We start from the raw sequence: 25,153 nt of genomic DNA, 5'->3' as shown, positions 1-25,153 counted from the left end.
GGGCCATCCGCAGCCTTAGCCTCATTTTCGGCATTAACCTACTGTGCTTCGTCAACTGACGCTCGATCTCGGCACCCCGCCGCCATCGACATTCGACAATTTCTTCGCCGGCGCCAACGCCGAGCTGGTCACGCGGTTGCGCGAGCTGGATAACGCGCTCGCGGCCGGCCCGGTTGCCGATCGCACCTTCTACATCTGGGGCGAGACCGGCAGCGGCCGCACCCATCTATTGCAGGCGCTCGTCCACGAAGCGCCGCCGGGTCATGCGCGCTATGCCGGTCCGCAAAGCAGTCTCGCCGCCTTCACGTTCGACCCGCGCGTCGCGCTGTATGCGGTCGACGATTGCGACGGTTTGTCCGCGGCCCAGCAGATTGCCGTATTCAACCTGTTCAACGAAGTGCGCGCACATCCGACCAGCGCACTGGTCGCCGCCGGCAGCGCCGCGCCGATCGGCATGACGGTGCGCGAAGATCTGCGCACGCGCCTCGGCTGGGGTCTCGTGTTCCATCTCGCGCCGCTGCCGGACGAAGGCAAGGCCGCGGTGCTGAAGCACGCAGCGCGCGAACGCGGCATTGCACTCGCTGACGACGTCCCCGCCTACCTGCTCACGCATTTTCGCCGCGACATGCCGAGTCTGATGGCGCTGCTCGACGCGCTCGACCGCTTCTCGCTCGAACAGAAACGCGCGGTCACGCTGCCGCTGTTGCGCACCATGCTGGCGTCGCCCGACGCCGACGAGCGGCGAACGGCGCCCGCCTCATCCGCGTCACCCGCCGCTTCAAGTAAAATAGGCCCCCATGGCTAATCTCGCACTCTTCGACCTCGATCACACGCTCATCCCCACCGACAGCGACCACGAATGGGGCCGCTTCATGGTGAAACACGGCATGGTCGACGCCGAAAATTTCGCCCGTGAAAACGACCTTTTTTTCGCGGACTACAAAGCCGGCAAGCTCGACATTCACGCCTATCTGATCGCCATGCTCACGCCGCTCGCGAAATACACGCGCGCGCAGCTCGCCGACTTTCACGCGCAGTACATGCACGAAGTCATCAAACCGGCAATCTTTCCCGTCGCGCTGGAACTGGTCAAACAGCATCGTGAGGCAGGCGATCTCTGCTGCGTGGTCACCGCCACCAACGAGTTCATCACCCGCCCGATCGCGCAAGCCTTCGGCGTTCAGGCACTGATCGCCTGCGAAGCGGAAACCGTCGACGGCCAGCCGCATTCGCCGTACACCGGCCGCCCCACCGGCACGCCGAGCTACAAGGAAGGCAAGATCGTCCGTACCGAGGCATGGCTCGCTTCGCTCGGCAAGACCTGGGCAGACTTCGAGCACAGCTATTTCTATAGCGACTCGCACAACGACATCCCGCTGCTCGAAAAGGTCACCGATCCGATCGCGACCAATCCCGACGACACATTGCGCGCCCATGCGCAGGCCAAAGGCTGGCGCATCCTCGAACTCTTTCAACCCACGTGATCAAAAAACTTATCCGCAAGCTATTCGGCCAGGACTCGGCGCCCGCTGACAACACCACGCCCGCCGAAGCCGAAGCCGACGAAACCGGCGGCACATCGGCGCACACCACGTCCGGCGCAGCCAAAGCGCGCCGCAAACCAGCGCCGCGCCCCGCTGCCAAAACCGTACACGATCCCGATGTGCCGGTCATCATTCCGCACGACGTCCACGGCATCGATCCCTCGCTGATTTCGAGGAACGCGATTCGCGTCACCGAAGGTTTGCAGCAGGCCGGCCACCGCGCGTTCATCGTCGGCGGTGCGGTACGCGATCTGCTGCTCGGCATCGCGCCGAAAGACTTCGACGTCGCCACCGACGCCACACCCGAGCAGGTGCAGAAGCTGTTCCGCCGCGCACGCATCATCGGCCGCCGGTTTCAGATCGTGCACGTGCAGTTCGGTCAGGAAATCATCGAAACCTCGACGTTCCGTGCGCTGGTCGATCCGCCCGCAGCCGACGCCGCGCCGCCGCGTCGCCTGAAGCGCGACGAGCTCGATCGCCGCACGCACGCGGTGGACGCAAGCGGCCGCGTGCTGCGCGACAACGTCTGGGGCGAGCAGCACGAAGACGCCACGCGCCGCGACTTCACGATCAACGCGATGTACTACGATCCGGCCACGCAAACCGTGCTGGATTATCACAACGGCATGGCCGACATGCGCGCGCGCCTGCTTCGAATGATCGGCGACCCGTCCACGCGTTATCGCGAAGATCCGGTGCGGATGCTGCGCGTAGTGCGTTTCGCCGCGAAGCTCGACTTCGAAATCGAAGACGCGACCCGCGCGCCGATCGCCAAAATGGCCGATCTGATCAACAACGTGCCCGCCGCGCGTCTGTTCGACGAAATGCTCAAGCTGATGCTGTCGGGTCACGCGCTCGCCTGTTTGAAACGCTTGCGCCAGGAAGGTCTGCATCACGGCCTGCTGCCGCTGCTCGACGTGGTTCTCGAGCAGCCCACCGGCGAAAAATTCATCACGCTCGCGCTCAACAACACGGACGCCCGCGTGCGCGCCGGCAAACCGGTGTCGCCGGGCTTCCTGTTCGCCACGCTGCTATGGCACGACGTGCAGCAGCGCTGGCAGCAATTTGAAGCGAACGGCGAATATCCGGTGCCCGCCTTGCATCGCGCGATGGACGAGGTCCTCGACATGCAAACCGAGAAACTCGCGATCCACAAGCGCTTCTCGTCGGATATGCGCGAGATCTGGGGTCTGCAGCTGCGCCTCGAGAAACGCTCGGGCCGCAGCGCGCTGAAGCTGCTGGAACACCAAAGATTTAGAGCGGGGTATGATTTCCTCCTGTTGCGCTGCGAATCGGGCGAACTCGATGAGTCGGTCGGCGCATGGTGGACGGAGTTCATCGAAGGGGACGTCGCCGCGCGCGAGACATTGCTCACGCAAGGCGGGAAGGACCGGAGCCCGAGAAAACGACGGCGGCGCAGCAGTGGCGCCAGAAACCGCAAAACGGGTGACGGAATGGAGGGCGGCACGCCAGCCGAACGCACAGCCAACGAAGCGGGCCATAACGGTTCACACGAAGACTGAAGCAGCGTTCTCTGAAGCCGTCGAACAAAAGTCGCAGGAAGTTATGCCATGACGGTTGCTTATCTCGGCCTCGGCGCGAATCTCGGGGACGCGCGCCAGACCCTGAAAGACGCGGTGGTGTGCCTCGCACAACAGCACACCATCACCGTGCTCGCCAAGTCGAGCCTCTATCGCACTGCCCCGATCGACGCGGGCGGCGACGACTATTACAACTGCGTCGTGAAGGTCGATACGACGCTCCCCGTGCGCCATCTGCTCGCGCTGTGCCACAAGATCGAGCATCAGTTCGGCCGTGAGCGGCCGTTTCGCAATGCGCCGCGCACGCTGGATCTGGACATCCTGCTATACGGCGATCAATCGATCGACGAAGCCGATCTGATCGTGCCGCATCCGCGTCTGATCGAACGCGCTTTTGCACTCGTGCCGCTCGTCGAAATCGATGCGGCGCTGATCATCCCGCAGCATGGCCGCGCCGATGCACTGCTTGGCAGCGTTGCCGATCAACGTATCGAAAAGGTCAAATCGCCCTGTCAGTGCCCGATGCTCAATGCATTGGCTGCCGGCACCGCGGACAAGGGTCGTTGCGAATGAACACGCCGCCGCTCACCGTCACACCGCCGCACCTGCGTCCGCCAGTCGGCTATCTCGCGATTGAAGGACCGATCGGCGTCGGCAAAACGTCGCTCGCGCGGCGCCTGGCCCAGCGCTGGTCGATGCACGAACTGTTCGAGCGGCCGCAGGACAATCCCTTTCTTGAACGCTTTTATCGCGACACCGCGCGTTATGCGCTGCCCACGCAATTGCATTTCGCATTGCAACGCGCGCAACAGGCGCAAGAAGTTGCCGCGGTGCATCTGTCCGGCTCGCCGCTGATCGCCGATTTCATGACGCAGAAGAACGACATCTTCGCGCGCCTGACGCTGCAGGAAGACGAGTGGCAGCTGTACCGCGCCCTCGCCGCACGAATCGACGTGAGCGCGCCGGCGCCGGATTTCGTCGTCTATCTGCAAGCAAGTCCCGAGGTGCTGTTCGCACGCATTCAGAAGCGCGCGGTGCCGATGGAATTGCAGATCTCCGATGCCTACCTGCACGCGCTGTGCGACGCATACAACGCGTTTTTCTATCACTACGACCACGCGCCGGTGCTGACGGTCAACGCTGAGCATCTGAATCCGCTCGACTCGGACGCGGACCTTGCGCTACTCGCCGATCGCATCGAAACCATGCGCGGCCGCAAGGAATTCTTTGTCAAAGGCACGTCGCTGTAAGCAGCACGGCCTCCTCTTCTTTCCCAACGGATTTTCCCCATGACCTATTTGCAGGAAGCGAGCCGGAACGCCATCACCGTGCCGAAACTGCAGGCGATGCGCGATGCCGGCGAGAAAATCGCCATGCTCACCTGTTACGACGCGAGCTTCGCCGCGCTGCTGGATCGCGCAGGCGTCGACGTGCTGTTGATCGGCGACTCGCTCGGCAACGTGCTGCAAGGCCAGACGACCACCCTGCCGGTCTCGCTCGCGGACATCGCGTATCACACGACGAGCGTGGCGCGGGCGCGGCCGTCGGCGTTAGTGGTCGCCGACTTGCCGTTCGGCACCTATGGCACGCCGGAGGATGCCTTCAGGAGCTCGGTGGAATTGATGCGCGCGGGCGCGCAGATGGTGAAGCTCGAAGGCGGCGAATGGCTCGCGGACACGGTGCGCTGTCTGGTCGAGCGTTCGATTCCGGTATGCGCGCACGTCGGCCTCACGCCGCAATCGGTACACGCGTTTGGCGGCTTCAAGGTGCAAGGCAAAACCGAGGCGGGCGCGAGCCAGTTGCTGCGCGATTCGCTCGCCGTGCAGGACGCCGGCGCGCAACTGATCGTGATAGAAGCGATTCCGACGTTGCTCGCGAGCGAAGTCACGAAGCAACTGCGGATTCCGACGATCGGCATCGGCGCCGGCTTGGACTGCTCGGGTCAGGTGCTGGTGCTGCACGACATGCTCGGGATTTTCCCCGGCAAGCGGCCGCGCTTCGTGAAGGATTTCATGCAGGGGCAGCCGAGCATTCTGGCTGCGGTTGAGGCGTATGTGCGAGCGGTGAAGGACGGCTCGTTTCCCGGGCCGGAACACACGTTCTGACCACCTCAACAGGGAATCGGACTCGTCAGTCCTTAAGCTTTGCCGGTACCGCACCTCGCAGTGCATTGCACACCAGAAGCGCCTCGGCGTTCTGCACGTCGGTTCGACTCAGCACACGCTCAGCGGCGTGAAGGTCGGCGTCATCGAGCAGCACACCCCGCATGATCCCGGGCAATACGCCCGACTCTAGCGGCGGCGTCCACCAGCGCCCCGCCACTTTCACAAACACATTCGACCGACCGCCTTCGGTCAACTCGCCTCGCTCGTTGAAGAACAGCGTGTCGAATGCGCCTTTCGCCTCGGCTTCGCGCCAGCCGCGATCGTATTCCGCGCGACGGGTGGTTTTGTGACGCAGCAGCGGATCGTTCGCGTCGGTTGCGGCAAAACCGTGGTCAGCCGCCAGCCACACGCCGACAGTTGGCTCGGCTAGCGGCGCCAGCACTGCGGCGGTTATTTGCGCCGTTCCGCTTTTGTTCAGGGCAATACGCACGCGGTGCGGCGTCTGCTTCGACAGCACAGCGCATTTCTCCGCGAGCGACGTGCGGATTTCGTTCTCGTCGAATTTGAAGCCCAGCGTCGCGGCGCTAGCCGAGAGTCGCGCGAGATGGCGCGAGAGGTGCCGCACGCCGTCCTCCCGGGTCGCGTACATCGTTTCGAACAGTTCGAAACCCGGCTCGGCGCCGGTCAGAAAACGGGCCTTCAATTGGCACTCCGCATATTCGTCGACAGCGACGCTGTCGAGCACGATACCCGCGCCGACGCCCATCGTGCCATGGCGCCCGCCTTCCTGGACGGCAGCATTCAACGTCAGCGTACGGATCGCGACCGACAGGCAGAAGTCGCCGCAAGCGCTATCGCTCGCATTAGCGACAGGTGCGTCGAGCCAGCCGATCGCGCCGGTGTAGAGACCACGCGGCGTGCTTTCGAGCGCGTCGATCAGTTGCATCGTGCGATGCTTCGGCGCGCCGGTAATCGAGCCGCAAGGAAACAGCGCTCGTATGACGTCGGCAAACGACGTGTGCGCGCGCAATGTCGCTTGCACGGTCGATGTCATCTGCCACACCGACGCATAAGCTTCGACCGAAAACAGCGCAGGTACGTTGACCGAGCCTGTCTGCGCCACGCGTGACAGATCGTTGCGCAACAGATCGACGATCATCACGTTTTCGGCGCGGTTTTTCGGATCGTTGGCGAGGAACTCGGCCGTGTGCCGGTCCTCCACCGGATCATCCGAGCGCGGCGCCGTGCCTTTCATCGGCCGGGCGCGCAGCGTGGCGCCCTCCTTCTGGATGAACAATTCCGGCGAACACGACAGCACCCAGTCGTCGCCCGGCAACGCGATCAGCGCGCCGTACCGCACCGGCTGACGGGCTCTCAAGCGCCGATAGAGTGCCGTTGGCGAGCCAAATACATCGAAACCAAGCCGATACGTGTAGTTGACCTGATAGGAATCGCCCGCGCGCAGGGCGGCATGAATGGCATCGATCGCTTCGTTGAATTGCGGTGGGTCGACGCTCTCACGAACGTTCGCTGTACCCGCCACCGACGCCTCGGCCGCACCACCGTCAAGCTGCACGAGCCACGCATCGACCTCCTCGCGCGACAGCTTCACACAACGGTCGAACAATAAAAAACGCAGCGTGGCATCGCCACGCTGCGTTTTTTTCAATCCCGAACTGAGGACGTCCCCAAGGGCAAGATGGCGGCCGAACTCATAGTCGGCAAGCACAACGGCATGCAAGCCACGCTGCGTTTCCGCGGCCACGGCTTCACACACTGCTTCGAGTTGCGCGGCGCTCGTACAAACCCGCTCGTGCGCAAAACCCGTGTACAGACGACTCGAACGGCGCGCCGCCGTCGCGTCGCAATCGTCGAGCAATGCGAAGACTCCTCCGCGCTCATCTGCCGTCATGCTTACCGCCAACTTCGAACCGCCATTAATCGAAGAAGCTCTTCACCCGGTCGAACCAGCTCTTGCTTTGCGGGCTATGCCGGGCGCCGCCTTCCACCAGCGCCTTCTCGAACTGCTGGAGCAACTCGCGCTGCGACTCGGTGAGCTTGACCGGCGTTTCGACTTGCACGTGCACGTACAGATCACCGGCAATGCTCGAACGCAGCCCCTTGATGCCCTTGCCACGCAGACGGAACGTCTTGCCCGACTGCGTGCCGTCCGGCACCGTGAAGCTGGCGCGGCCGGCAAGCGTCGGCACCTCGATCTCGCCGCCGAGGGCCGCCGTCGTGAACGGAATCGGCATCTGGCAATGCAGATCGTCGCCGTCGCGCTCGAACACCGAGTGCTGCTTGATATGGATCTCGACGTACAGATCGCCCGACGGACCGCCATTGATGCCCGGCTCGCCGTTGCCGGCCGAGCGGATGCGCATGCCGTCGTCGATACCTGCCGGGATCTTCACTTCCAGGGTCTTGGTTTCCTTCACCTTACCCGCGCCGTGGCAATGCACGCACGGTTCAGGAATGTAGGTGCCAGTGCCGTGACACTTCGGGCAGGTCTGCTGGATGCTGAAAAAGCCCTGCGACATCCGCACCGAACCCGAACCGCTACAGGTCGGGCAAGTTTCCGGCTTGGTGCCGGGCTTGGCGCCCGAACCGTGACAGATTTCGCACGATACCCAGCTCGGCACGCGAATCTGCGTGTCGTAGCCGTGCGCGGCCTGTTCCAGCGTGATTTCCATGCTGTAGCGCAGATCGGCGCCGCGATACACCTGCGGGCCCGCGCGACCGCCGCCGCCGCGTGCGGCGCCGCCGGCCGCCTGGCCGAAGATGTCGCCGAAAATATCGCCGAACGCATCGGCAAAGCCGCCGAAGCCTTGCGCACCGGCTCCGCCCATATTCGGATCGACGCCCGCGTGGCCGTACTGATCGTACGCAGCACGTTTTTGCGAGTCCGACAGCATTTCATAGGCTTCCTTCACCTCTTTGAAATGCCCTTCCGAATCCTTGTTGCCCGGATTGCGGTCGGGGTGGTGCTTCATCGCAAGCTTGCGATAAGCCTTCTTGATTTCGTCGTCGCTCGCGTTCTTTGCGACGCCCAGAACCTCGTAGTAATCCCGTTTCGCCATATCGGTTCAACACCACTCGCGCGATGCGGCGCGGTGGCTCCTCTTGAATGCTGGAGTCTCACGACTCGTCCGGCCGTTGTTCACCCCGCTTTTAAGCGGCTTAAACAACGCCCTCCATAAAACAAATGTGCCCGGAGAGCCCAAAAGGCTCGCCAGGCGCGATAACCGCTCTTGCACGTTCATGTCGCCCGAACGGGCGCATTCCCTTGTGCAGCCGGGCCGCACACATCGCTGTGCGCGGCTTTACGGTCGAAATGCGACCTGGCTTTAGTCCTTCTTCACTTCCTTGAACTCGGCGTCGACGACGTCGTCCTGCTGCTGGTGGCTCGCGCCACCCGCCGATGCACCCGCACCTGCCGCACCCGCTGCCGCAGCTTCCGCACCTTGCGCAGCCTGCATGTCGGCGTACATCTTCTCGCCCATCTTCTGCGAGGCGGTCGCCACCACTTCGATCCTGGCTTCGATCGCGGCCTTGTCGCTCGAACCGCTCTTCAGCGTTTCTTCGAGGTCCTTCAGCGCGGCTTCGATCTTGTCCTTCTCGCCGGCGTCCAGCTTGTCGCCGTATTCGGCGAGCGCCTTCTTCGTGCTGTGGACCAGCGCGTCGCCCTGGTTGCGAGCATCGGCCAACTCACGCAGCTTGTGGTCTTCTTCCGCGTTCGCTTCGGCGTCCTTCACCATCTTTTCGATTTCGGCTTCGGACAGACCCGAGTTCGCCTTGATCGTGATGCGGTTTTCCTTGCCGGTTGCCTTGTCTTTCGCGCCGACGTGCAGGATACCGTTCGCGTCGATGTCGAAACTCACTTCGATCTGCGGCGTGCCGCGCGGTGCCGGCGGAATGCCTTCGAGGTTGAACTCGCCCAGCAGCTTGTTGCCGGCTGCCATTTCGCGTTCGCCCTGGAACACCTTGATCGTCACGGCGCCCTGATTGTCGTCAGCCGTCGAGTAGACCTGCGCGTGCTTGGTCGGGATCGTGGTGTTCTTGTTGATCATCTTCGTCATCACGCCACCGAGCGTTTCGATGCCGAGCGACAACGGGGTCACGTCGAGCAGCAGAACGTCCTTGCGGTCGCCCGACAGAACCTGACCTTGAATCGCGGCGCCAACGGCCACGGCTTCGTCCGGGTTCACGTCACGGCGCGGATCCTTGCCGAAGAATTCCTTAACCTTTTCCTGCACCTTCGGCATACGGGTCATACCGCCGACCAGAATCACGTCGTCGATTTCGCCGACCTTCACGCCTGCGTCCTTGATCGCCACGCGGCACGGTTCGATCGTGCGTTCGATCAGTTCTTCAACCAGCGCTTCCAGCTTCGCACGCGTGATTTTCAGGTTCAAGTGCTTCGGACCCGACGCGTCGGCCGTGATGTACGGCAGGTTGATTTCGGTTTGCTGGCTCGACGACAGCTCGATCTTCGCCTTTTCAGCCGATTCCTTCAGGCGTTGCAGCGCGAGCACGTCTTTCGACAGATCGACGCCTTGTTCCTTCTTGAACTCGCCAATGATGTAATCGATGATGCGTTGGTCGAAGTCTTCACCGCCCAGGAACGTATCGCCGTTCGTGGACAGCACTTCGAACTGCATTTCACCGTCGACGTCCGCGATTTCGATGATCGAAATGTCGAACGTGCCGCCGCCCAGGTCATACACCGCGATCTTGCGGTCACCCTTTTCGGCCTTGTCCAGACCGAATGCCAGAGCAGCTGCGGTCGGTTCATTGATGATCCGCTTCACTTCCAGACCGGCGATGCGGCCTGCGTCTTTGGTGGCCTGGCGCTGGCTGTCGTTGAAGTACGCGGGAACCGTGATCACAGCTTCCGTGACCGTCTCGCCGAGGTAGTCTTCAGCAGTCTTCTTCATCTTGCGCAGGACTTCAGCCGAGATTTGCGGCGGTGCCAGCTTCTGATCGCGCACATTGATCCATGCGTCGCCGTTGTCGGCCTTCATGATCTTGTACGGCATCAGGCCGATGTCTTTCTGCACTTCCTTTTCTTCGAAGCGGCGGCCGATCAGGCGCTTGACAGCGTACAGCGTGTTCTTCGGGTTCGTGACCGACTGACGCTTGGCAGGCGCGCCGACCAGAATCTCGCCGTCTTCCATGTAAGCGATGATCGACGGCGTGGTGCGCGCGCCTTCCGAGTTCTCGATCACCTTGACCGAATTGCCTTCCATGATCGCCACGCACGAGTTGGTCGTGCCGAGGTCGATGCCGATGATTTTGCCCATTTTTACTAATCTCCTGACTTTGATCGCTGCGGGAAGCGCCTTTTTGCCCATCTGGCGGTAAGGCACTCCGCCCTCAATTCATACCTGCACTCAACATAAGTGCGTCCGCATCGTTTTCAAGACCTCTTTTACGATGCGGTCTTTAATTTTTTTCAATCGCTCGAACTTTTGCCGCTTTTGTCGCTACCTGGCGCACCGCCGCCGGCACTGGCCGCCCGGATTTTTTCCCGCGCGGCCGCGACCGCTGCCTCGAACTGCCCAAGACCGTGCCGGCCGGTTGCCCGGCCGAGCCACTTGCCACGGTGGAAGAAGAACCATGTGGGCACGCCGTGACGCACGAAGCGGCGGCCCAGTTCACGGTGCTCGTAGACGTTGCTGTGAAACCATCTGAGACCGAGTGCGCGAATCGCGTCCGGCTGCGCCAGCATCGCCTTCTTCGCGATCTCGCAGTTGAAGCAGTCGAGACCCCAGAAAAACACCACGGCCAGTTCATCCCCGGCTTCGGCCAACCCGGCGTCGAACGACTCGGCGTTGAGCCCCACCATGTCGAACGCGGCAAACGCGATTGCGTCGACGGGAATGTTGGCCATAACGGTGCGCGCCGGAGCGAAACGGCTTGTAGCGCTTACTTCGGCGCCGCGACAGTCACGAGCGCCGGACGCAGAACGCGGTCGGCGATCACGAAGCCCTTTTGCAGCACGGCGACGACCGTGTTCGGCTCCTGATCGGCCGGCACCATCGAAATAGCCTGGTGGCGGTGCGGATCGAACTTCTCCCCGACCGGGTTCAGGGCGACGACGCGACCCTTCTCCAGCGCGCCGGTGAGCTGACGCAACGTCAGTTCGACGCCTTCGCGCACCTTCTGCAGGTCGTCGGACGAGTGGGCAACCGCAGCCTCGAGGCTGTCGACCACAGGCAGCAGATGCTCGGCGAAGCTTTCGATCGCGAACTTATGGGCCTTGGCCACATCTTCATGAGCGCGGCGGCGCACGTTTTCGGTCTCGGCCTTGGCCCGCAGGAAGCTCTCCTGCAACTCTGCGATCCTGGCCTGGGCTTCGGCCAGCGCGGCCTCGACGCCCGTTGCCGGCGAGTCGGTGGCAGTAGCGGCGGTTGCCGCCGCGTCCTGCTGGGATGCTGCGGCCTCGGCGGCCTGGCGCTCGGTTTCGTCGGCGGGCGTGGGATTCTGGCTCGTCGGGTTCTCTTGCGTGTTTTCCATGTCGCTGAAAGTCGTTAAAAAGTAAAAGCCAACGGTGGCGGCATCGAGCGGGAACTGGCTCAGTTTGTGCGTTGCAAAAACGCGACAAACAGCACGCCGCGCGCTACCGCGTATCGAAACGGCAGATGGGGCCTGAAACAACCATTTCAAGCGGCTTGCCCGGAACTTTTCGAACCACGGATATGCGGCAGAAATGCCCGGTTACAACCATTATCGTGCCGCAATCAGATTGAGATTGAGTGCGCCCGACAAGTGGCCTATGCTCCAATAAAGCATCGGAAAAGACACGTTAACCCTAATCTGACGTCAACCTTTCCGACATTTTGCAATTCCACCTGATTAGCCCGTTTCCGTCCTGCATCTTCCTGAGGGGAGTACCGTGAAACTGACCTTTGCAATATCGGTGGTCGCATTGGTACTGATCGCGGGCACCACGACCATCTGCATGTCCGGAGCCGTCAACGATCACACCACCGAGTACGGCGGTGTGCACGCGACGATGGAACAGCTGTTCAATCCCCACCTGAAAATTTGTCGATAATGCGTCGATCGCGCTTGGTCGGCCTGCCGTGCAAAACGGCGGCCGGCTCGCGATATGTTTTGCGCCGCTCCTGCTCGACCTGCCGCTTCACCTTGCTCTCTTCGGTTTCCGCATAAAGCGTCTGTGCGACGCTTGCCGGACCGCGCACGTCGCACACGCCCAGCACTTCCACCTGCCAGACAATCCGCTCGATCTCGATTTCGACCAGGTCGCCGACGCGCACGTCCTTAGCCGGCTTGACGCTGGCGCCGCCGATGCGCACGTGCCCTTTGTCGACAGCATCCGCCGCGAGCGAGCGCGTCTTGAAGAAGCGCGCTGCCCAGAGCCATTTGTCGATGCGCAGCCTGGCGCCCGGTTCGGTTGAAACCCTGTAATTCATGAATCCGCCTACGCCCCTGCCGTGTGCGGCACAGGCGCCACCTGCACCGGCCAGCCTTGCAAATTCTGCGCGACGATCTCACCTAGCGCGGCAATCCATGCCTGCGAGGCATTCACGCAGGGAATCCGGTGAAATTCCTTGCCGCCTGCATGCAGGAACTCGTCGCGCACTTCCATGCCGATTTCCTCAATCGTTTCAAGGCAATCGGCGGTAAAGCCTGGACAGAACACGTCGGCCCGCTTCACGCCGGCCGAGCCTAGTTCCTTTAGCGTCGGCGCGGTGTACGGCTGCAGCCATTCGGCGTTGCCGAAACGCGACTGGAAGGTAATCCTGCATTCCACCGGCGTGAGTTCCAGCGCGTGCATCAACAACGCGCCGGTTTGCTGGCACTGCTCGTGGTACGGATCGCCGAGGTCGAGAGTGCGCTTGGGCACGCCATGAAAACTGAGTACCAGCTTGTCGCCCGCCGCGAAATCCGGGCGGCCGTGCTGATGCCAGTAATGGTGCACCTGCGCGGCCAGTGCGGCGATGTACGCCGGATGGTCGGCATACTGGCGCACCGTGCGGATTTCCAGTTGATTGCGCATCCGCTTGAGCGCTGAAAAAGCAGCGTCGAAAGCCGTGGCCGTGGTCGACGACGAATATTGCGGATACATCGGCACCAGCAGCACACGCTCGGCGCCCGCGAGCTTCAGCTGGTTCAGCATGGCCGGAATGCCGGGCGTGCCGTAGCGCATCGCGTAGTCGACCAGCACCGTGTAGTCGTTCAATTGCAGCAGATGGCGCAAACCTTCCACCTGCTTCTCCGTATACACACGCAGCGGCGAGCCTTCAGGCATCCAGACAGCCGCGTACTTCTTGGCCGACGCACGGCCCCGGGACGGCAGAATCAACAGCCGCAGGATCACCTGCCAGATCAAAGCGGGAATTTCGACCACGCGCGGGTCGGACAGGAACTGCGCCAAATAGCGGCGAACCGCGCGCGGCGTCGGCGCGTCGGGCGTGCCGAGATTGATCAGCAGCACGGCGACACGGTGCGACGTGGCGTTCTGCGAAGGCCGCTCGAGATCGAAGCGCATAGGCAACAGGGATAACCGCTTGAGGCGGAAAGTCGGTTTCAGGTGGGATTCATTATAGCGGCGCGGTCCATTGCGGGGTTTGCCAGGACACCCTGGCCATTCGGCCAATTGGCAAGCCGCGCGCCGTCGCGCATCATTTGCAGCACGAACCGCGGTAGCAAATGCTTATTGCTGGCTGAGGGTCAGCGAAAGCAGGCGGGCGGTGATGTCGACAATCGGAATCACACGGCTGTAGGCCATGCGAGTCGGCCCGATCACGCCGAGTGTGCCGACGATCTTGCCGTTCACCTCGTACGGTGCGGTGACGACGCTCATTTCCTCGATCGGCACGAGATTCGACTCGCCGCCGATGAAAATCTGCACGCCCTGGGCGTGACTCGATACATCGAGCAACTGAAGGAGACTGGTCTTTTGGTCGAACACATCGAACAGCTTGCGCAGCCGCGCCATGTCCGACGACAGGTCGGCGACCTCGAGCAGATTGCGCTCGCCGGAGATCAGCACGGTTTCGCCAGTGTCGGATTCGTCGGTGCTGGCCGTGACGGCGGCGTGCATCAGCGTGGTCATGTCGCCGCGCAGCTCGTCGATTTCTTCGCGCAGGCGCCGGCGCACGTCGTCGAACGACAGGCCCGCAAAGTGCGCATTGATGTAATTGGAGGCTTCAACCAGTTGCGACGGAGAGAAGTCGCGCTGGGTCGCCATGATGCGGTTTTGCACGTCGCCTTCGGGCGTCACGATGATCAGCAGGATGCGCTTGTCGGACAGGCGCATGAACTCGATCTGCTTGAACACGTGGCTGCGCCGCGGCGTCAGCACCACGCCGGCGAACTGCGACAGGTTGGACAGCACGCTGGCCGCCGCCGCGACGATTTTCTGCGGCTCGCCGGCCTGCAGCGTAGTCTTCACGGTACGGGTAACGGCTTCCTCGTCGGCGGCGGATTCGACGGTCAACATTGTGTCGACGAACAGCCGGTAGCCGCGCGGCGTAGGAATCCGGCCCGCGGAAGTATGCGGACTGATCACGAGCCCCAGGTCCTCAAGGTCGGACATCACGTTGCGGATTGTCGCCGGACTCAATTCAAGGCCGGAATAGCGCGACAACGTGCGCGAGCCGACCGGCTGACCCTCGGCGATGTAGCGCTCGATCAGCGTTTTGAGGAGGGTTTGTGCGCGGGGATCTAGCATGACGGAAAATTTTAGCTCAATGACGCGACTATCGCGAGCGCTAACGGCGCCAACCGCGCCAGGCACTGCCCAGCGCGCCGCCGGTTGGCGGGGCGGCGCTTTGCATCGGGTCCGGTACTTCGCCCAGCGCCTTGCCAGCGGCCCGTTCGGCGAATCCGCCAGTGGCACGCTGCCCGGCCACAACCCGCACGCGTGTCATCAAGGCTTCACCATTCTAACGATAATCGTGCAACGCGCTGGCAGGCCGCGTTGGCCGGCCCGTTACCGGGTCTGTCTGCGGTTCTTTTCAGGCCCTACCTATGGTGTAATGCCGGCATGCAAGTGACCAGCCAGTTCAAGACCGTCGCGCTCGTCGGGCGCAGCAATACGCCGGGCATCGGCGAGCCGCTGACCGCGCTCGCCTCGTGCATCGCCAGGCGCGGCTTCGACGTCGTGTTCGAAGCAGAAACCGCCGCCGAAATCGGCATCACCGACTATCCGGCGCTGCGTCCCGCCGAGATCGGCGCGCGCGCCGACGTCGCAGTGGTGTTGGGCGGCGACGGCACGATGCTGGGCATCGGCCGCCAGCTTGCGCCGTACCGCACGCCGCTGATCGGCATCAACCACGGGCGGCTCGGTTTCATCACCGACATCCCGATCTCCGACATGAGCGAGATCGTGCCGCAAATGCTGTCCGGCAACTTCGAGCGCGAAGAACGCATGCTGCTCGAGGCGCGCATCGTGCGCGGCGGCAATCCGATCTATCACGCGCTGGCCTTCAACGACGTGGTGGTCAACCGCAGCGGCTTTTCCGGGATGGCGGAGCTGCATGTGTCGGTGGACGGACGCTTCATGTACAACCAGCGCTCGGACGGCCTGATCGTCGCCACACCCACCGGTTCGACCGCCTACGCATTGTCGTCGCAAGGGCCGATCCTGCATCCGCAACTGCAAGGCATCGTGCTGGTGCCGATCGCGCCGCACGCGCTGTCGAACCGGCCGATCGTGCTGCCGGACGACTCGAAGGTCAGCATTCAGATCGTTTCGGGCCGCGAAGTGAATGTCAATTTCGACATGCAGTCGTTCACGTCCCTCGAACTGGGCGACACGATCGAAGTACGCCGCTCGCGTCATACGGTGCCGATGCTGCATCCGGTCGGCTACAGCCATTACGCGACGCTGCGCAAGAAGCTGCACTGGAACGAATACCCGTCGCACGAAGAAGATATCTAGCCCTGAGCGGCCCCGAACGAACCAGCACGACCGCCGCGGCCCGAAACTTTTAGCTCATCAGACGACCTCCATGCTTCGCCACCTCTCGATACGCGACTTCGTCATCGTCGCCGCGCTCGATCTCGAATTCGACAGCGGCTTCACAGTTTTCTCCGGCGAGACCGGCGCCGGCAAGTCGATCCTGATCGACGCACTGGCGCTCGCGCTCGGCGCGCGCGCCGACGCGAGCGTGGTGCGCACCGGCGAGAGCCGCGCCGACATCACCGCCGAGTTCGAGACGCATGCGCAAGTCGAGCAATGGCTCGACGAACAGGCGCTCGGCACAGCGGCCGATGACGGCCATCACGGCGGCACCGTGATGCTGCGCCGTGTGGTGGATGCGAACGGCCGCTCGCGGGCGTTCATCAACGGCACGGCGGCCACGCTCACGCAGTTGCGTGAAGTCGGCGAGATGCTGGTGGATATCCATGGGCAGCATGCGCACCAGTTGCTGATGCGCCCGGACGCGCAACGCGAGCTGTTCGACACGCACGCCGGTCTCACCGAAACCGCGGCAACCGTGACGCGTGCGTGGCGCACGTGGCGCGACAAGGTCCAGGCCGTCGAGCACGCGCAAACCCGCGACCGCGAATTGCAACTCGAACGCGAGCGCCTCGCGTGGCAGCTCACCGAACTGGACAAGCTTGCGCCGCAGCCGGGCGAGTGGGAAGAGGTCAACACCGAGCACCGCCGCCTGTCGCATTCGGCCAACCTGATCGACGGCGTGCAAGGCGCGCTCGGCGCGCTGTCCGAATCGGATGAGGCGATGATCACGCATCTGGCCTCGATCGTCTCGAAGGTGCGCGACCTCGCGGAGATCGACCCGGCGTTGAACGACGTGCTGGCCGCGCTCGAACCGGCCGAGATCCAGTTGCAGGAAGCGGCATATTCGCTGAGCCACTACGCGCAAAAGCTCGAACTCGATCCGGAGCGGCTCGCTCAGGTCGAAAAACGGCTTGATGCATTGCATTCGGCGGCGCGCAAATTCCGCTTGCAGCCGGAAACGCTGCCTGAAGAACACGAAGCGCGCCGCGCGCAACTCGCCGCGCTCGACGCCGCAGCCGATCTCGACAGCCTCCACGCGGCCGAAGCCAAGGCCAGGGAAGATTTCCTCACCGAAGCCAAGAAGCTGTCAAAGGCACGCGCCAAGGCCGGCAAGGCGCTGGGCGCGGCGGTGACCACCGGCATGCAGGAACTGTCGATGAAAGGCGGCAGCTTCGAAGTCGCGCTGGTGCCGCTGCCGGAAGGCGGCGCGCACGGCCTCGAACAGGTCGAATTCCGCGTCGCCGGTCATGCCGGCGTGCCGTTGCGGCCGCTTGCGAAGGTTGCCTCCGGCGGCGAACTGGCGCGGATCAGCCTCGCATTGGCCGTGATCGCCAGCGCGGCAAGCCCCACGCCGACCTTGATCTTCGACGAAGTGGATACAGGAATCGGCGGCGGTGTCGCGGAGGTCGTCGGCCGTTTGCTGCATCAACTCGGTCAGGCGCGCCAGGTGCTGTGCGTGACGCACTTGCCGCAAGTGGCCGCACGCGGCGACCATCATTTCCAGGTGGCGAAAGCGGGCAACGGCCAAGGCGGCACGGTCAGCAGCGTGACCTCGCTCGACCGGACGAGCCGCGTCGAAGAAGTCGCACGAATGCTCGGCGGCCTGGAGATCACCGCGACCACCCGCAAACACGCGAAGGAAATGCTGGCGGCTTAAACGCAAGCGGCCGGGAGATCATCCCGGCCAGCCACGCGCCTTCAGCCGAACACCCGCTTCCACAACGCGAGCACCGCCTCGCGCTCGCTTGCCACCGAGGCCGGCTCGACGCGCGCCTTCTCCATCCCATCCAGACGCAGCTTGTGCTGCAACTTCCGGTAGGTCCGATACGCCGCACCAACCGTCTCCGCCTCCGCTTCGCTCATCAAGCCGAAACGCGACACTTCGCGCAGCAACGCGATGTTGCCGGTATTGCGGATCAGCTCCGGATCGCTCGCCGCGTGCAACAGCACCCAATACTGCACGGTGAATTCGATATCGACCATCCCGCCGCGGTCGTGCTTCAGGTCGAACAGCACCGTATGGTTCGGATGCCCGGCCTCGACGCGCTCGCGCATCTCGACAATTTCCTTCGCGAGCGGCGCGGCCTCACGTGGCGTCGTCAGCACCTGTTCGCGGATCGCTTCGAATTTCGCGCCGATATCGGCGTCGCCCGCGCAGTAACGCGCCCGGCTCAACGCCTGATGTTCCCAGACCCATGCCGTGTTAGCGGCATCGCCTTCGCGCAGCTGATAACGGCGGAACGCATCCAGATCGGTGACGAGCAGGCCTGACTCGCCGTTCGGCCGCAGCCGCAAGTCGACGTCGAACAAGGTGCCGGCGCCGGTCGCGGTCGTCAGCCAGGTGATCAGGCGGCGCGTGTAGGTCGCGTAGACGTCCGCGGCGGCATCGTCGGGATCGTCGTAGAGAAAGATCACGTCGAGGTCGGACGCGTAGCCCAGTTCCTTGCCGCCCAGTTTGCCGTAGGCGATCACCGCGAAGCGCGGCACCTCGCGATGACGTTTGGGCAACTGCTTCCAGACGGCTTCGAGCGTCACGTCGAGCACGGCATCGGCGAGTTCGGACAGCCGATCGCTCACGTGTTCGACGCTCAGCTTGCCGGCGAGATCGATCAGCAGGATGCGGAACACCTCGGCCTGATGCGCGTGGCGCAGCAGGTCCATCTGCTGCTCGACGCCGTCGGCGGCGGCCAGCCGCAAGCGCAGCGTGCGCTTGAACTCGGGCCAGTCGAACGGACTCGCGATCGCTTCGTCGTCGAGCAGTTCGTCGAGCAATTGCGGGTGGCGAATCAGATAGCCGGCGGCCCAGCGCGAACCGCCCAGCACCGACAGCACCCGATGCAGCGCCTGCGGATATTCGGTCAGCAGCGCCAGATACGCGCCGCGCCTGCTCACCGCTTCGAGGAGGTCGAAAAAGCGCGCCACCGTGTCGCCGCGCCGCTCGGCCGGCTCCAGCGTGCGCGCGGCTTCCAGCGCGCGCTGCGCGACGATGTCGAAACGTTGCCGGCTGCGCTCCGCCAGCCCCGCGTAACGCGACGATTGCCACACCGCGCGCAGCCGCGCCAGCAGATCGCCCGGCTCGGCCACGCCCAGTTCGATCAGACGCGCCTGCAACGCGTCGTCCGCGCTGTCGTCGGCGAGCGCGCTGCTCCAGACCCACGCCGCCGCGCCGTCCTCCGGTGCGCCGCAGCCGTCGCGGCCGCTCACCTTGTCGGCGAAAATCTGGTCGAACTGCTGTTCGACGAATTCGCGGTGGGCGTCGAGCTTCGCCATCAGCGCTGCATAGTCGTCGCAACCCATCGCGCGAGCGAGCGCCACGCGTGCTTCGGGATCGACCGGCATCGCGTGGGTCTGCGCGTCGTTGCGGTATTGCAGACGATGTTCGAGCTCGCGCAAGAAGCGGTACGCCTGTGAAAGCTTCACGCAGACCGCCGCATCGATCAGCCCGTGCGTGGCCGCGTGCCGCAGCACCGCGAGCGTCGGCCGCACGCGGAAACCGGCGTCCTGGCCACCGCGGATCAGCTGGAACACCTGCGCGCTGAATTCGATTTCGCGGATGCCGCCGCGACCCAACTTGATGTCGTCGGCCTTGTCGGGCCGCATCGACGCACGGCGCTGCGCTTCCTGGCGAATCTGCAGATGCAGCGCGCGAATCGCGCTGATCACGCCGAAGTCGAGGTAACGGCGATAGACGAACGGCGTGACAATCGCGTCGAGCTGCTTCTGCAACCGCTGCGCGGCATCGCTCGCGCCCTCGGACACGAGCCGCCCCTTGATCCACGCATAGCGCTCCCACTCGCGGCCCTGTACGTAGAAATACTCTTCGAGCATGCCGAGACTGCACACCAGCGGCCCCGAATCGCCATTCGGCCGCAAGCGCATATCGACACGAAACACGTAACCGTCGGCGGTCACTTCCGCCAAAGCGCCGATCAACCGCTTACCGAGACGCGTAAAAAAGTCCTGCACGGCGATCGGCGAACGCTGACCACCCGCGGTCTCACCGTCTTCCTCATAGATGAAGATCAGGTCGATATCCGACGACACATTCAGTTCACGTCCGCCCAGCTTGCCCATCCCGACCACGCCTAACGCGAGCCGCTCGCCTTGCGGTCCGCGCGGCTCGCCGTAAAGCACGTCGAGTTCGGCGGACAAAACCGCCAGCGCGCGCTGAATCGTCGTCTCGGCCAGATCGGTCATTGCACCGGTGACTTCGGCGACATCCGCCTCGCCGGCCAGGTCGCGCTCCATCACGGCGCAAAACACCTCGGTGCGCAATCGGCGCAAGGCCCGTTTGAGTGCATCCTCGCTCAACGCGCCGCCTGCCGCTTCGCTTGCCTCGGCACACAGCGCGTCGAAACGCGCGTCGATGCGCTCGCGCGTGAGCGACGCGGACGCCAGCGCCGCCACCTGCGCCGCGAGTTGCGGACGGGCCGCTGCGGCGCGCGCCGCGTAGTGTGAATAGTTGGAACTCAGGAGAATGGCGTCAGTCATCAAGGGTCTGGCTCGCTCGTTGCTTTGCAGGCGTTGTTCAGTTCGCTGCAGCACACGGGTCCGCCGGCCTCGCGCAAGTCGCGAGACGGCATGCAGACAGGGTTTGCCGGAAGTCCGCCGACGCTATCCCGTGTGTTACATTTCGTCGTTAATTCGCAAAACTACCATACGCCCACCCGCCGCCGCATGTCCGAGCGAAACGAATCCGCCGACCCGCACGAAACCGGACAAGTCCGGCCTGCGAGCCGAAGCGACCACGTCTTGCTGCATCGGACGTCGCACGTGGTGCTGGCGCTCGCACTCGCCCTCTACTTCATCGCGGCGGGTCTGTTTCTCGGTTTGCGTTACGTGCTGCTGCCGCGCATCGATTCTTTCCGGCCGCGTATCGAAGCCACCGTCTCCGACAAGCTGCACACGCAATTCACCATCGGCAAGCTGGCGCCGCATTGGAGTGGATTCCAGCCGGGCATCGACGTCACCGATATCGTCATCCGCGATCACGAAGGCAAAACCGCGCTGACCGTTCCGCACGCCACCGCGACGCTGTCGTGGAAGTCGCTCTGGCAATTTCATCCGGCACTTTCCACGCTGATCGTCGATCAGCCCGACGTGCTGGTTTCGCGCACCAGCGACGGCGTGCTTTCGGTGGCGGGCGTGCCGGTGCCGACCCGGCACAGCGGCAACGATACGCTGTCCACCTGGCTATTGCGCCAGCAGGCAATCGTGGTGCGCGGCGGCGTCCTGCGCTGGCGCGATGCCCTGCACGATGCGCCGGAGCTCGCGCTGCACGACATCCGCCTTGCGATTCTCAACGACGGTTACGATCACCGGCTCGCCCTGCAAGCGCCCGCGGAAGGCCAGGTCCTGCACGGCCCGCTCGATTTCCGCGCGCATTTCAAACACGCGCCGCTCTCCACGATCGGCAAGCCGGTCAACTGGACCGGCCAGGTCTACGTATCGACCGGCCCGGTCGATTTGCCGACGCTCGCGCGCTACGTCAATTTCCCGATCGAGACGTTTGCAGGCCGCATCGACAACGCGATCTGGGCCGATTTCGCCGATGGCCGCATGAAGTCGGCGGGCGGCCAGCTTGCCGGCACGGAAGTCTCGATGCGGGTGCGTCCCACCCAGCCCAAACTGGTCGTGCCGGTTGCCAACTTCTCGTGGCGCCTCGAAGCCGACCAGGGCGACTACAAGCTGCAACTGAGCGATTTGCACGCCGAACTCGGCCAGCCGCCGCTCAACGACGGCACGCCGCTCACCCGCATCCTCGCGCTATCGACGCTGAACGGCCGCTACCGGACGGCCACGCTGCAGCACGGGCAGCTTGTCGGCGTCCGCGGCGACCGCGTCGATCTGGGCATCCTCGCCGAATTCAGCCGCGCGTTGCCGTTGCCGACCCGCTTGCTGAACAGCCTCGTGCGCTTCAACCCACGCGGACTGGTGGCGAACTACGTCATCGAAGTCGAGCGCGGCAAACCGGAGTCAGGCGAAGCGGGCAGCGACCACCGGCCGAGCGGCGCCGAACCGATCGAGCGCTATCGCTTCAAGGGCGATCTGCAAGGCATCAGCGTCGCCGCGCAGGAACCGCCGCCCGGGCTGACGGCGCTGAACCACCCACGCGCCGGCATACCGGGCATCGAAAACCTGTGGGGCAGCGTCGATGCGGACGAAAACCACGGCACGGCGCTTCTCAATACCTCCAACGTCGCGATCACGCTGCCGGGTGTGTTCGACGATCCGCGCCTGAAGCTCGACCACCTGCATGGCCGCGCCGACTGGACCATTACGTCGAAGGCGCCGGGTGAGAACCATCGGGCGTTCACCGTAAAGGTCGCCGACCTCGGCGTCTCCAACGCGGACGTCGCGGCCACCGCCACGGCCAATTACAGCAACCCCGGCCATGGGCGCGGCTCGCTCGATCTGAAAGCCGACTTCCAGCGCGCGCAGGTGACGCGCATCGTCCGCTATCTGCCGACCAGCATCGGCGAAAAGCTGCGCATCTATCTGGGCCATGGGCTGCAAGCCGGTACGTCGCACGGCGCGACTATCGAAGTGCACGGCGATTTGACCAAATTCCCCTACTCGCGCGACCCGGGCGCCGGGCTCTTTCATATCGTCGCGCCGTTCAAGGGCGCCAGATTCGACCCCTCGCCGTTCCCGCCGCGCAAGATGAAGAACGGCACGCCGAACGTGTGGCCGCCGCTGGACGGCATCGACGGGGTGTTCGAACTCCAGCAGAACGTGCTGCGCTTCGATATCGACCGCGCGCATTACAAGCGCGTCGCGCTGACCAGGGTGAGCGGCAAGATCGACGACCTCGGCACCAAGGCGTCGAGCCTTGTCATCAATGGCGATGGGCGCGGACCGCTCGCCGACATGCTCGACTATGTCAACGAAAGCTCGCTCGGCATCATGTCTAAACATGCGACCGAGAAGGTGCGCGCCGAAGGGCCTGCGTCGCTCGCGCTCAAACTGACGGTGCCGCGCACGCCGAAACCGCATATCGCCGTGGACGGCGCGGTCGGCTTCCAGAACAACCGCTTGACGGTCGAGAACGTGCCGCCGCTGTCGCAACTGACCGGCAAGGTGCGCTTCACCGAACATACCGCGCAGGCCGACCGGCTCTCCGGCCAGTTCATGGGCGGCGACGTGCACGCGAATGGCGGGTTGAAGCAGGACGGCACGTACGCGGTGAATGTCGGCGGCCGTATCGCCGTCGACGCGGCGCGCGGTCTCAACCTGCATGGCCCGGCCGAGCAGGTGCTGACACGCATGAGCGGCAGCGCGCCGTACGCGCTCAACGTGCGCGGCGCCCGGGGGCGGTTGCCGGAAGTGACGGCGAATTCCGATCTGACCGGCCTCGCGCTCGACTTCCCGGCCCCGTTCAACAAGCCGGTGGGCACGCCGATGCCGCTGCGCTTTGCCGTCAGCCCTTCGGCGACGGCGAGCGAATCCGGGCTGGAACGCGCCGACCTGACCTTCGGCCCGATCGCCGCCACCTATTTGCTGCGCTACCAGCCGAAAGCGCCGCCGACCGTCGTATTGGGCGCGATCGGCGTGAACCGCCCCGCCGACTTACCGTCCGAAGGCGTGATCGCCGCCGTCGACGTCGAAGCGTTCGACGCCGACGCCTGGCGCGCGCTCGTCACGCAGATGCGCAACAAGGAAGCGCCCGCTGCCCCGCCGGCCGCGCCGAATAGCACCCTCGCACAATTCCTGCCGAGCCGCTTCGCGCTGCACATCGGCACGCTGACGCTGCTCAAGCGCCACTGGGAAAGCGTGATCGTCGGCGCGTCGCATGCGGACGGTAAATGGCAGGCCAATATCGCGTCGAACCAGGTGTCCGGTCACGTCTCGTGGCTGCCGGGCGCCACCAGGGAATCGCCGGGCACGCTACAAGCGCGCTTCGCCCGCGTGGTGATTCCGTCGGCCACTGACAAAGACTTGCTCGGCCAGGCGATCTCGGCGCCGGCGCAGAACATGCCGTCGATCGATCTGGTCGTCAACGAGCTGATCGTGCGCGATCGCAACCTCGGCCGCCTCGAAGTCGACGCGCACAATTTCGACGAAGACGGCGTACCGGTCTGGCAACTCGACAAGCTCGACATCAGCAACCCCGCCGCCACGCTGACCGCCACCGCGAACTGGCGCACCTCGACGGGTCTTGGCAACGCCGCGGACGAAACGACGTCGCGCCGCACCGTGTTCGATTTCAAGCTCGACATAAAGGACGCCGGCGCGCTGCTGGAGCGGGCTGGCCAGCCGCGCACGCTCAAGGGCGGCAGCGGCACGCTGTCAGGCAAGGTGGTGTGGCGCGGCGGCCCGACCGCGATCGACTATCCGACGCTCAACGGCAATCTGGCCGTCGATCTGCGCCATGGCCAGATTCTCAAGGTCGATCCGGGCGTCGCCAAGCTGCTGGGCGTGCTGAGCCTGCAAAGTCTCGCGCGCTTCGCCACGCTCAATTTCCGCGACGTGATCGGCGAAGGGCTGCCGTTCGAACACGTCACCGGCACTGGCGAGATCCATAACGGCATCGGCCGCACCGAGAACTTCGAGATGATCACGGCGCCGGCGCGCGCTCAAATGAAGGGCTCGGTCGATCTGGCCCAGGAAACCCAGGACCTGCACGTCAAGATCGTGCCGACCGTCAGCGCGGGCGCCGCCGTGATCGCCGCGACCGTGATCAATCCGCTGCTCGGCCTGGGCGCGCTGGTGGCCGACCTGGCGTTCAGCAAGTCGGTCTCCACAGCGTTCGCGCGCGAGTATGCGATCACCGGTTCGTGGTCGAAACCGCACATCGAGCGGGTGAAGAGCGATCGCGGTAAGATGGACGCTCCGGCTTCGACCGTGGAAGCGCACTGAGCCCTGTTCGAGCAGATTTGACGAATACAGCGGGGTGCCGCGCCAACGGCCCCAGCCAGCCTTGATCGACGTATGCGGCGCAGACGGTTAGCGCCGCTGCCTTTG

The 25,153-nt window shown here is 64.1% G+C and carries 19 protein-coding genes; 10 read left to right on the top strand and 9 right to left on the bottom strand.

Annotated elements, in window-relative coordinates; genetic code table 11:
- Positions 1-43: 43 nt before the first annotated feature.
- The 6 genes from hda to panB are packed head-to-tail and all read left to right on the top strand — an operon-like array spanning position 44 to position 5,190.
- Positions 44-805: a DnaA regulatory inactivator Hda gene (gene hda, locus AC3WOG_RS02875; protein WP_492576571.1), complete on the top strand. Its 762-nt coding sequence runs from the start codon at positions 44-46 to the stop codon at positions 803-805.
- Entirely contained in the window at positions 798-1,484 is a 687-nt protein-coding gene (locus AC3WOG_RS02870; protein ID WP_492576570.1) for a histidinol-phosphatase, read from the top strand. The genes hda and AC3WOG_RS02870 overlap by 8 nt, the downstream gene beginning before the upstream one ends.
- Entirely contained in the window at positions 1,481-3,067 is a 1,587-nt protein-coding gene (pcnB, locus tag AC3WOG_RS02865; RefSeq protein ID WP_492576569.1) for a polynucleotide adenylyltransferase PcnB, read from the top strand. Before AC3WOG_RS02870 ends, pcnB begins: the two co-directional genes overlap by 4 nt.
- Before the next feature lie 48 nt (positions 3,068-3,115).
- A complete protein-coding gene (folK, locus tag AC3WOG_RS02860; protein ID WP_492576568.1) occupies positions 3,116-3,658 on the top strand; it encodes a 2-amino-4-hydroxy-6-hydroxymethyldihydropteridine diphosphokinase in 543 nt (180 codons plus the stop codon).
- Complete coding sequence (locus AC3WOG_RS02855) at positions 3,655-4,335, top strand: deoxynucleoside kinase (RefSeq protein ID WP_492576567.1); 681 nt, start codon at positions 3,655-3,657, stop codon at positions 4,333-4,335. The genes folK and AC3WOG_RS02855 overlap by 4 nt, the downstream gene beginning before the upstream one ends.
- A 39-nt stretch (positions 4,336-4,374) precedes the next feature.
- The gene (panB, locus tag AC3WOG_RS02850) at positions 4,375-5,190 is read left to right on the top strand and encodes a 3-methyl-2-oxobutanoate hydroxymethyltransferase (RefSeq protein ID WP_492576566.1); all 816 of its coding nucleotides are present in this window, start codon (positions 4,375-4,377) and stop codon (positions 5,188-5,190) included.
- A 25-nt stretch (positions 5,191-5,215) separates the two neighbouring features.
- Here panB and pabB read toward each other — a convergent pair whose 3' ends face one another.
- From pabB to grpE, 5 genes are all read right to left on the bottom strand, one after another.
- Complete coding sequence (pabB, locus tag AC3WOG_RS02845) at positions 5,216-7,102, bottom strand: aminodeoxychorismate synthase component I (RefSeq protein WP_492576565.1); 1,887 nt, start codon at positions 7,100-7,102, stop codon at positions 5,216-5,218.
- A gap of 25 nt (positions 7,103-7,127) precedes the next feature.
- Positions 7,128-8,270, bottom strand: a complete 1,143-nt coding sequence (gene dnaJ, locus AC3WOG_RS02840) for a molecular chaperone DnaJ (protein WP_492576564.1) — start codon at positions 8,268-8,270, stop codon at positions 7,128-7,130.
- A gap of 267 nt (positions 8,271-8,537) precedes the next feature.
- Positions 8,538-10,493 carry a molecular chaperone DnaK gene (dnaK, locus tag AC3WOG_RS02835; RefSeq protein ID WP_492576563.1) on the bottom strand — a complete coding sequence of 652 codons (1,956 nt, stop codon included), beginning with the start codon at positions 10,491-10,493 and terminating at the stop codon, positions 8,538-8,540.
- 152 nt (positions 10,494-10,645) lie between these two features.
- Positions 10,646-11,083, bottom strand: a complete 438-nt coding sequence (locus AC3WOG_RS02830) for a thioredoxin family protein (RefSeq protein ID WP_492576562.1) — start codon at positions 11,081-11,083, stop codon at positions 10,646-10,648.
- Between the two features lie 35 nt (positions 11,084-11,118).
- The gene (grpE, locus tag AC3WOG_RS02825) at positions 11,119-11,709 is read right to left on the bottom strand and encodes a nucleotide exchange factor GrpE (protein WP_492579695.1); all 591 of its coding nucleotides are present in this window, start codon (positions 11,707-11,709) and stop codon (positions 11,119-11,121) included.
- Between the two features lie 379 nt (positions 11,710-12,088).
- Between grpE and AC3WOG_RS02820 the strand changes: the two genes are divergently transcribed.
- A complete protein-coding gene (locus AC3WOG_RS02820; RefSeq protein WP_165848039.1) occupies positions 12,089-12,250 on the top strand; it encodes a hypothetical protein in 162 nt (53 codons plus the stop codon).
- Here the strand turns inward: AC3WOG_RS02820 and AC3WOG_RS02815 are convergent.
- The 3 genes from AC3WOG_RS02815 to hrcA form a co-directional block, all read right to left on the bottom strand.
- Positions 12,222-12,629 (bottom strand): RNA-binding S4 domain-containing protein, encoded by a 408-nt coding sequence (locus AC3WOG_RS02815; protein WP_341313175.1) that lies wholly within the window; start codon positions 12,627-12,629, stop codon positions 12,222-12,224. The two genes, AC3WOG_RS02820 and AC3WOG_RS02815, sit on opposite strands and share 29 nt — an antisense overlap.
- A gap of 8 nt (positions 12,630-12,637) precedes the next feature.
- Positions 12,638-13,708, bottom strand: coding sequence for a ferrochelatase (gene hemH, locus AC3WOG_RS02810; protein ID WP_492579694.1), 1,071 nt, complete (start codon positions 13,706-13,708; stop codon positions 12,638-12,640).
- Between the two features lie 165 nt (positions 13,709-13,873).
- Complete coding sequence (gene hrcA, locus AC3WOG_RS02805) at positions 13,874-14,893, bottom strand: heat-inducible transcriptional repressor HrcA (protein ID WP_492576561.1); 1,020 nt, start codon at positions 14,891-14,893, stop codon at positions 13,874-13,876.
- A 315-nt stretch (positions 14,894-15,208) separates the two neighbouring features.
- On the opposite strand from hrcA, the gene AC3WOG_RS02800 reads away from it, so the two are divergent.
- A complete protein-coding gene (locus AC3WOG_RS02800; protein WP_492576560.1) occupies positions 15,209-16,105 on the top strand; it encodes an NAD kinase in 897 nt (298 codons plus the stop codon).
- A 70-nt stretch (positions 16,106-16,175) separates the two neighbouring features.
- Positions 16,176-17,846, top strand: a complete 1,671-nt coding sequence (gene recN, locus AC3WOG_RS02795; protein WP_492576559.1) for a DNA repair protein RecN — start codon at positions 16,176-16,178, stop codon at positions 17,844-17,846.
- 41 nt (positions 17,847-17,887) lie between these two features.
- Here recN and glnE read toward each other — a convergent pair whose 3' ends face one another.
- Positions 17,888-20,734, bottom strand: coding sequence for a bifunctional [glutamate--ammonia ligase]-adenylyl-L-tyrosine phosphorylase/[glutamate--ammonia-ligase] adenylyltransferase (glnE, locus tag AC3WOG_RS02790; protein WP_492576558.1), 2,847 nt, complete (start codon positions 20,732-20,734; stop codon positions 17,888-17,890).
- 132 nt (positions 20,735-20,866) lie between these two features.
- Between glnE and AC3WOG_RS02785 the strand changes: the two genes are divergently transcribed.
- Positions 20,867-25,048: a YhdP family protein gene (locus AC3WOG_RS02785; RefSeq protein WP_492576557.1), complete on the top strand. Its 4,182-nt coding sequence runs from the start codon at positions 20,867-20,869 to the stop codon at positions 25,046-25,048.
- The last annotated feature ends 105 nt before the right edge of the window (positions 25,049-25,153 follow it).

It is taken from the genome of Paraburkholderia sp. FW306-02-B (assembly GCF_058782725.1).
This window is presented reverse-complemented; position numbering and strand designations above follow the sequence as displayed.

Excerpts from the sequence above, each read along its gene's own strand:
- AC3WOG_RS02785 (WP_492576557.1), top strand. The coding sequence starts at position 20,867 with ATGTCCGAGCGAAACGAATCCGCCGACCCGCACGAAACCGGACAAGTC.
- folK (WP_492576568.1), top strand. The coding sequence starts at position 3,116 with ATGACGGTTGCTTATCTCGGCCTCGGCGCGAATCTCGGGGACGCGCGC.
- dnaK (WP_492576563.1), bottom strand. The coding sequence starts at position 10,493 with ATGGGCAAAATCATCGGCATCGACCTCGGCACGACCAACTCGTGCGTG.
- AC3WOG_RS02855 (WP_492576567.1), top strand. The coding sequence starts at position 3,655 with ATGAACACGCCGCCGCTCACCGTCACACCGCCGCACCTGCGTCCGCCA.
- recN (WP_492576559.1), top strand. The coding sequence starts at position 16,176 with ATGCTTCGCCACCTCTCGATACGCGACTTCGTCATCGTCGCCGCGCTC.
- AC3WOG_RS02800 (WP_492576560.1), top strand. The coding sequence starts at position 15,209 with ATGCAAGTGACCAGCCAGTTCAAGACCGTCGCGCTCGTCGGGCGCAGC.
- AC3WOG_RS02830 (WP_492576562.1), bottom strand. The coding sequence starts at position 11,083 with ATGGCCAACATTCCCGTCGACGCAATCGCGTTTGCCGCGTTCGACATG.
- panB (WP_492576566.1), top strand. The coding sequence starts at position 4,375 with ATGACCTATTTGCAGGAAGCGAGCCGGAACGCCATCACCGTGCCGAAA.
- AC3WOG_RS02870 (WP_492576570.1), top strand. The coding sequence starts at position 798 with ATGGCTAATCTCGCACTCTTCGACCTCGATCACACGCTCATCCCCACC.
- hrcA (WP_492576561.1), bottom strand. The coding sequence starts at position 14,893 with ATGCTAGATCCCCGCGCACAAACCCTCCTCAAAACGCTGATCGAGCGC.
- hemH (WP_492579694.1), bottom strand. The coding sequence starts at position 13,708 with ATGCGCTTCGATCTCGAGCGGCCTTCGCAGAACGCCACGTCGCACCGT.
- grpE (WP_492579695.1), bottom strand. The coding sequence starts at position 11,709 with ATGGAAAACACGCAAGAGAACCCGACGAGCCAGAATCCCACGCCCGCC.
- AC3WOG_RS02815 (WP_341313175.1), bottom strand. The coding sequence starts at position 12,629 with ATGAATTACAGGGTTTCAACCGAACCGGGCGCCAGGCTGCGCATCGAC.
- dnaJ (WP_492576564.1), bottom strand. The coding sequence starts at position 8,270 with ATGGCGAAACGGGATTACTACGAGGTTCTGGGCGTCGCAAAGAACGCG.
- pabB (WP_492576565.1), bottom strand. The coding sequence starts at position 7,102 with ATGACGGCAGATGAGCGCGGAGGAGTCTTCGCATTGCTCGACGATTGC.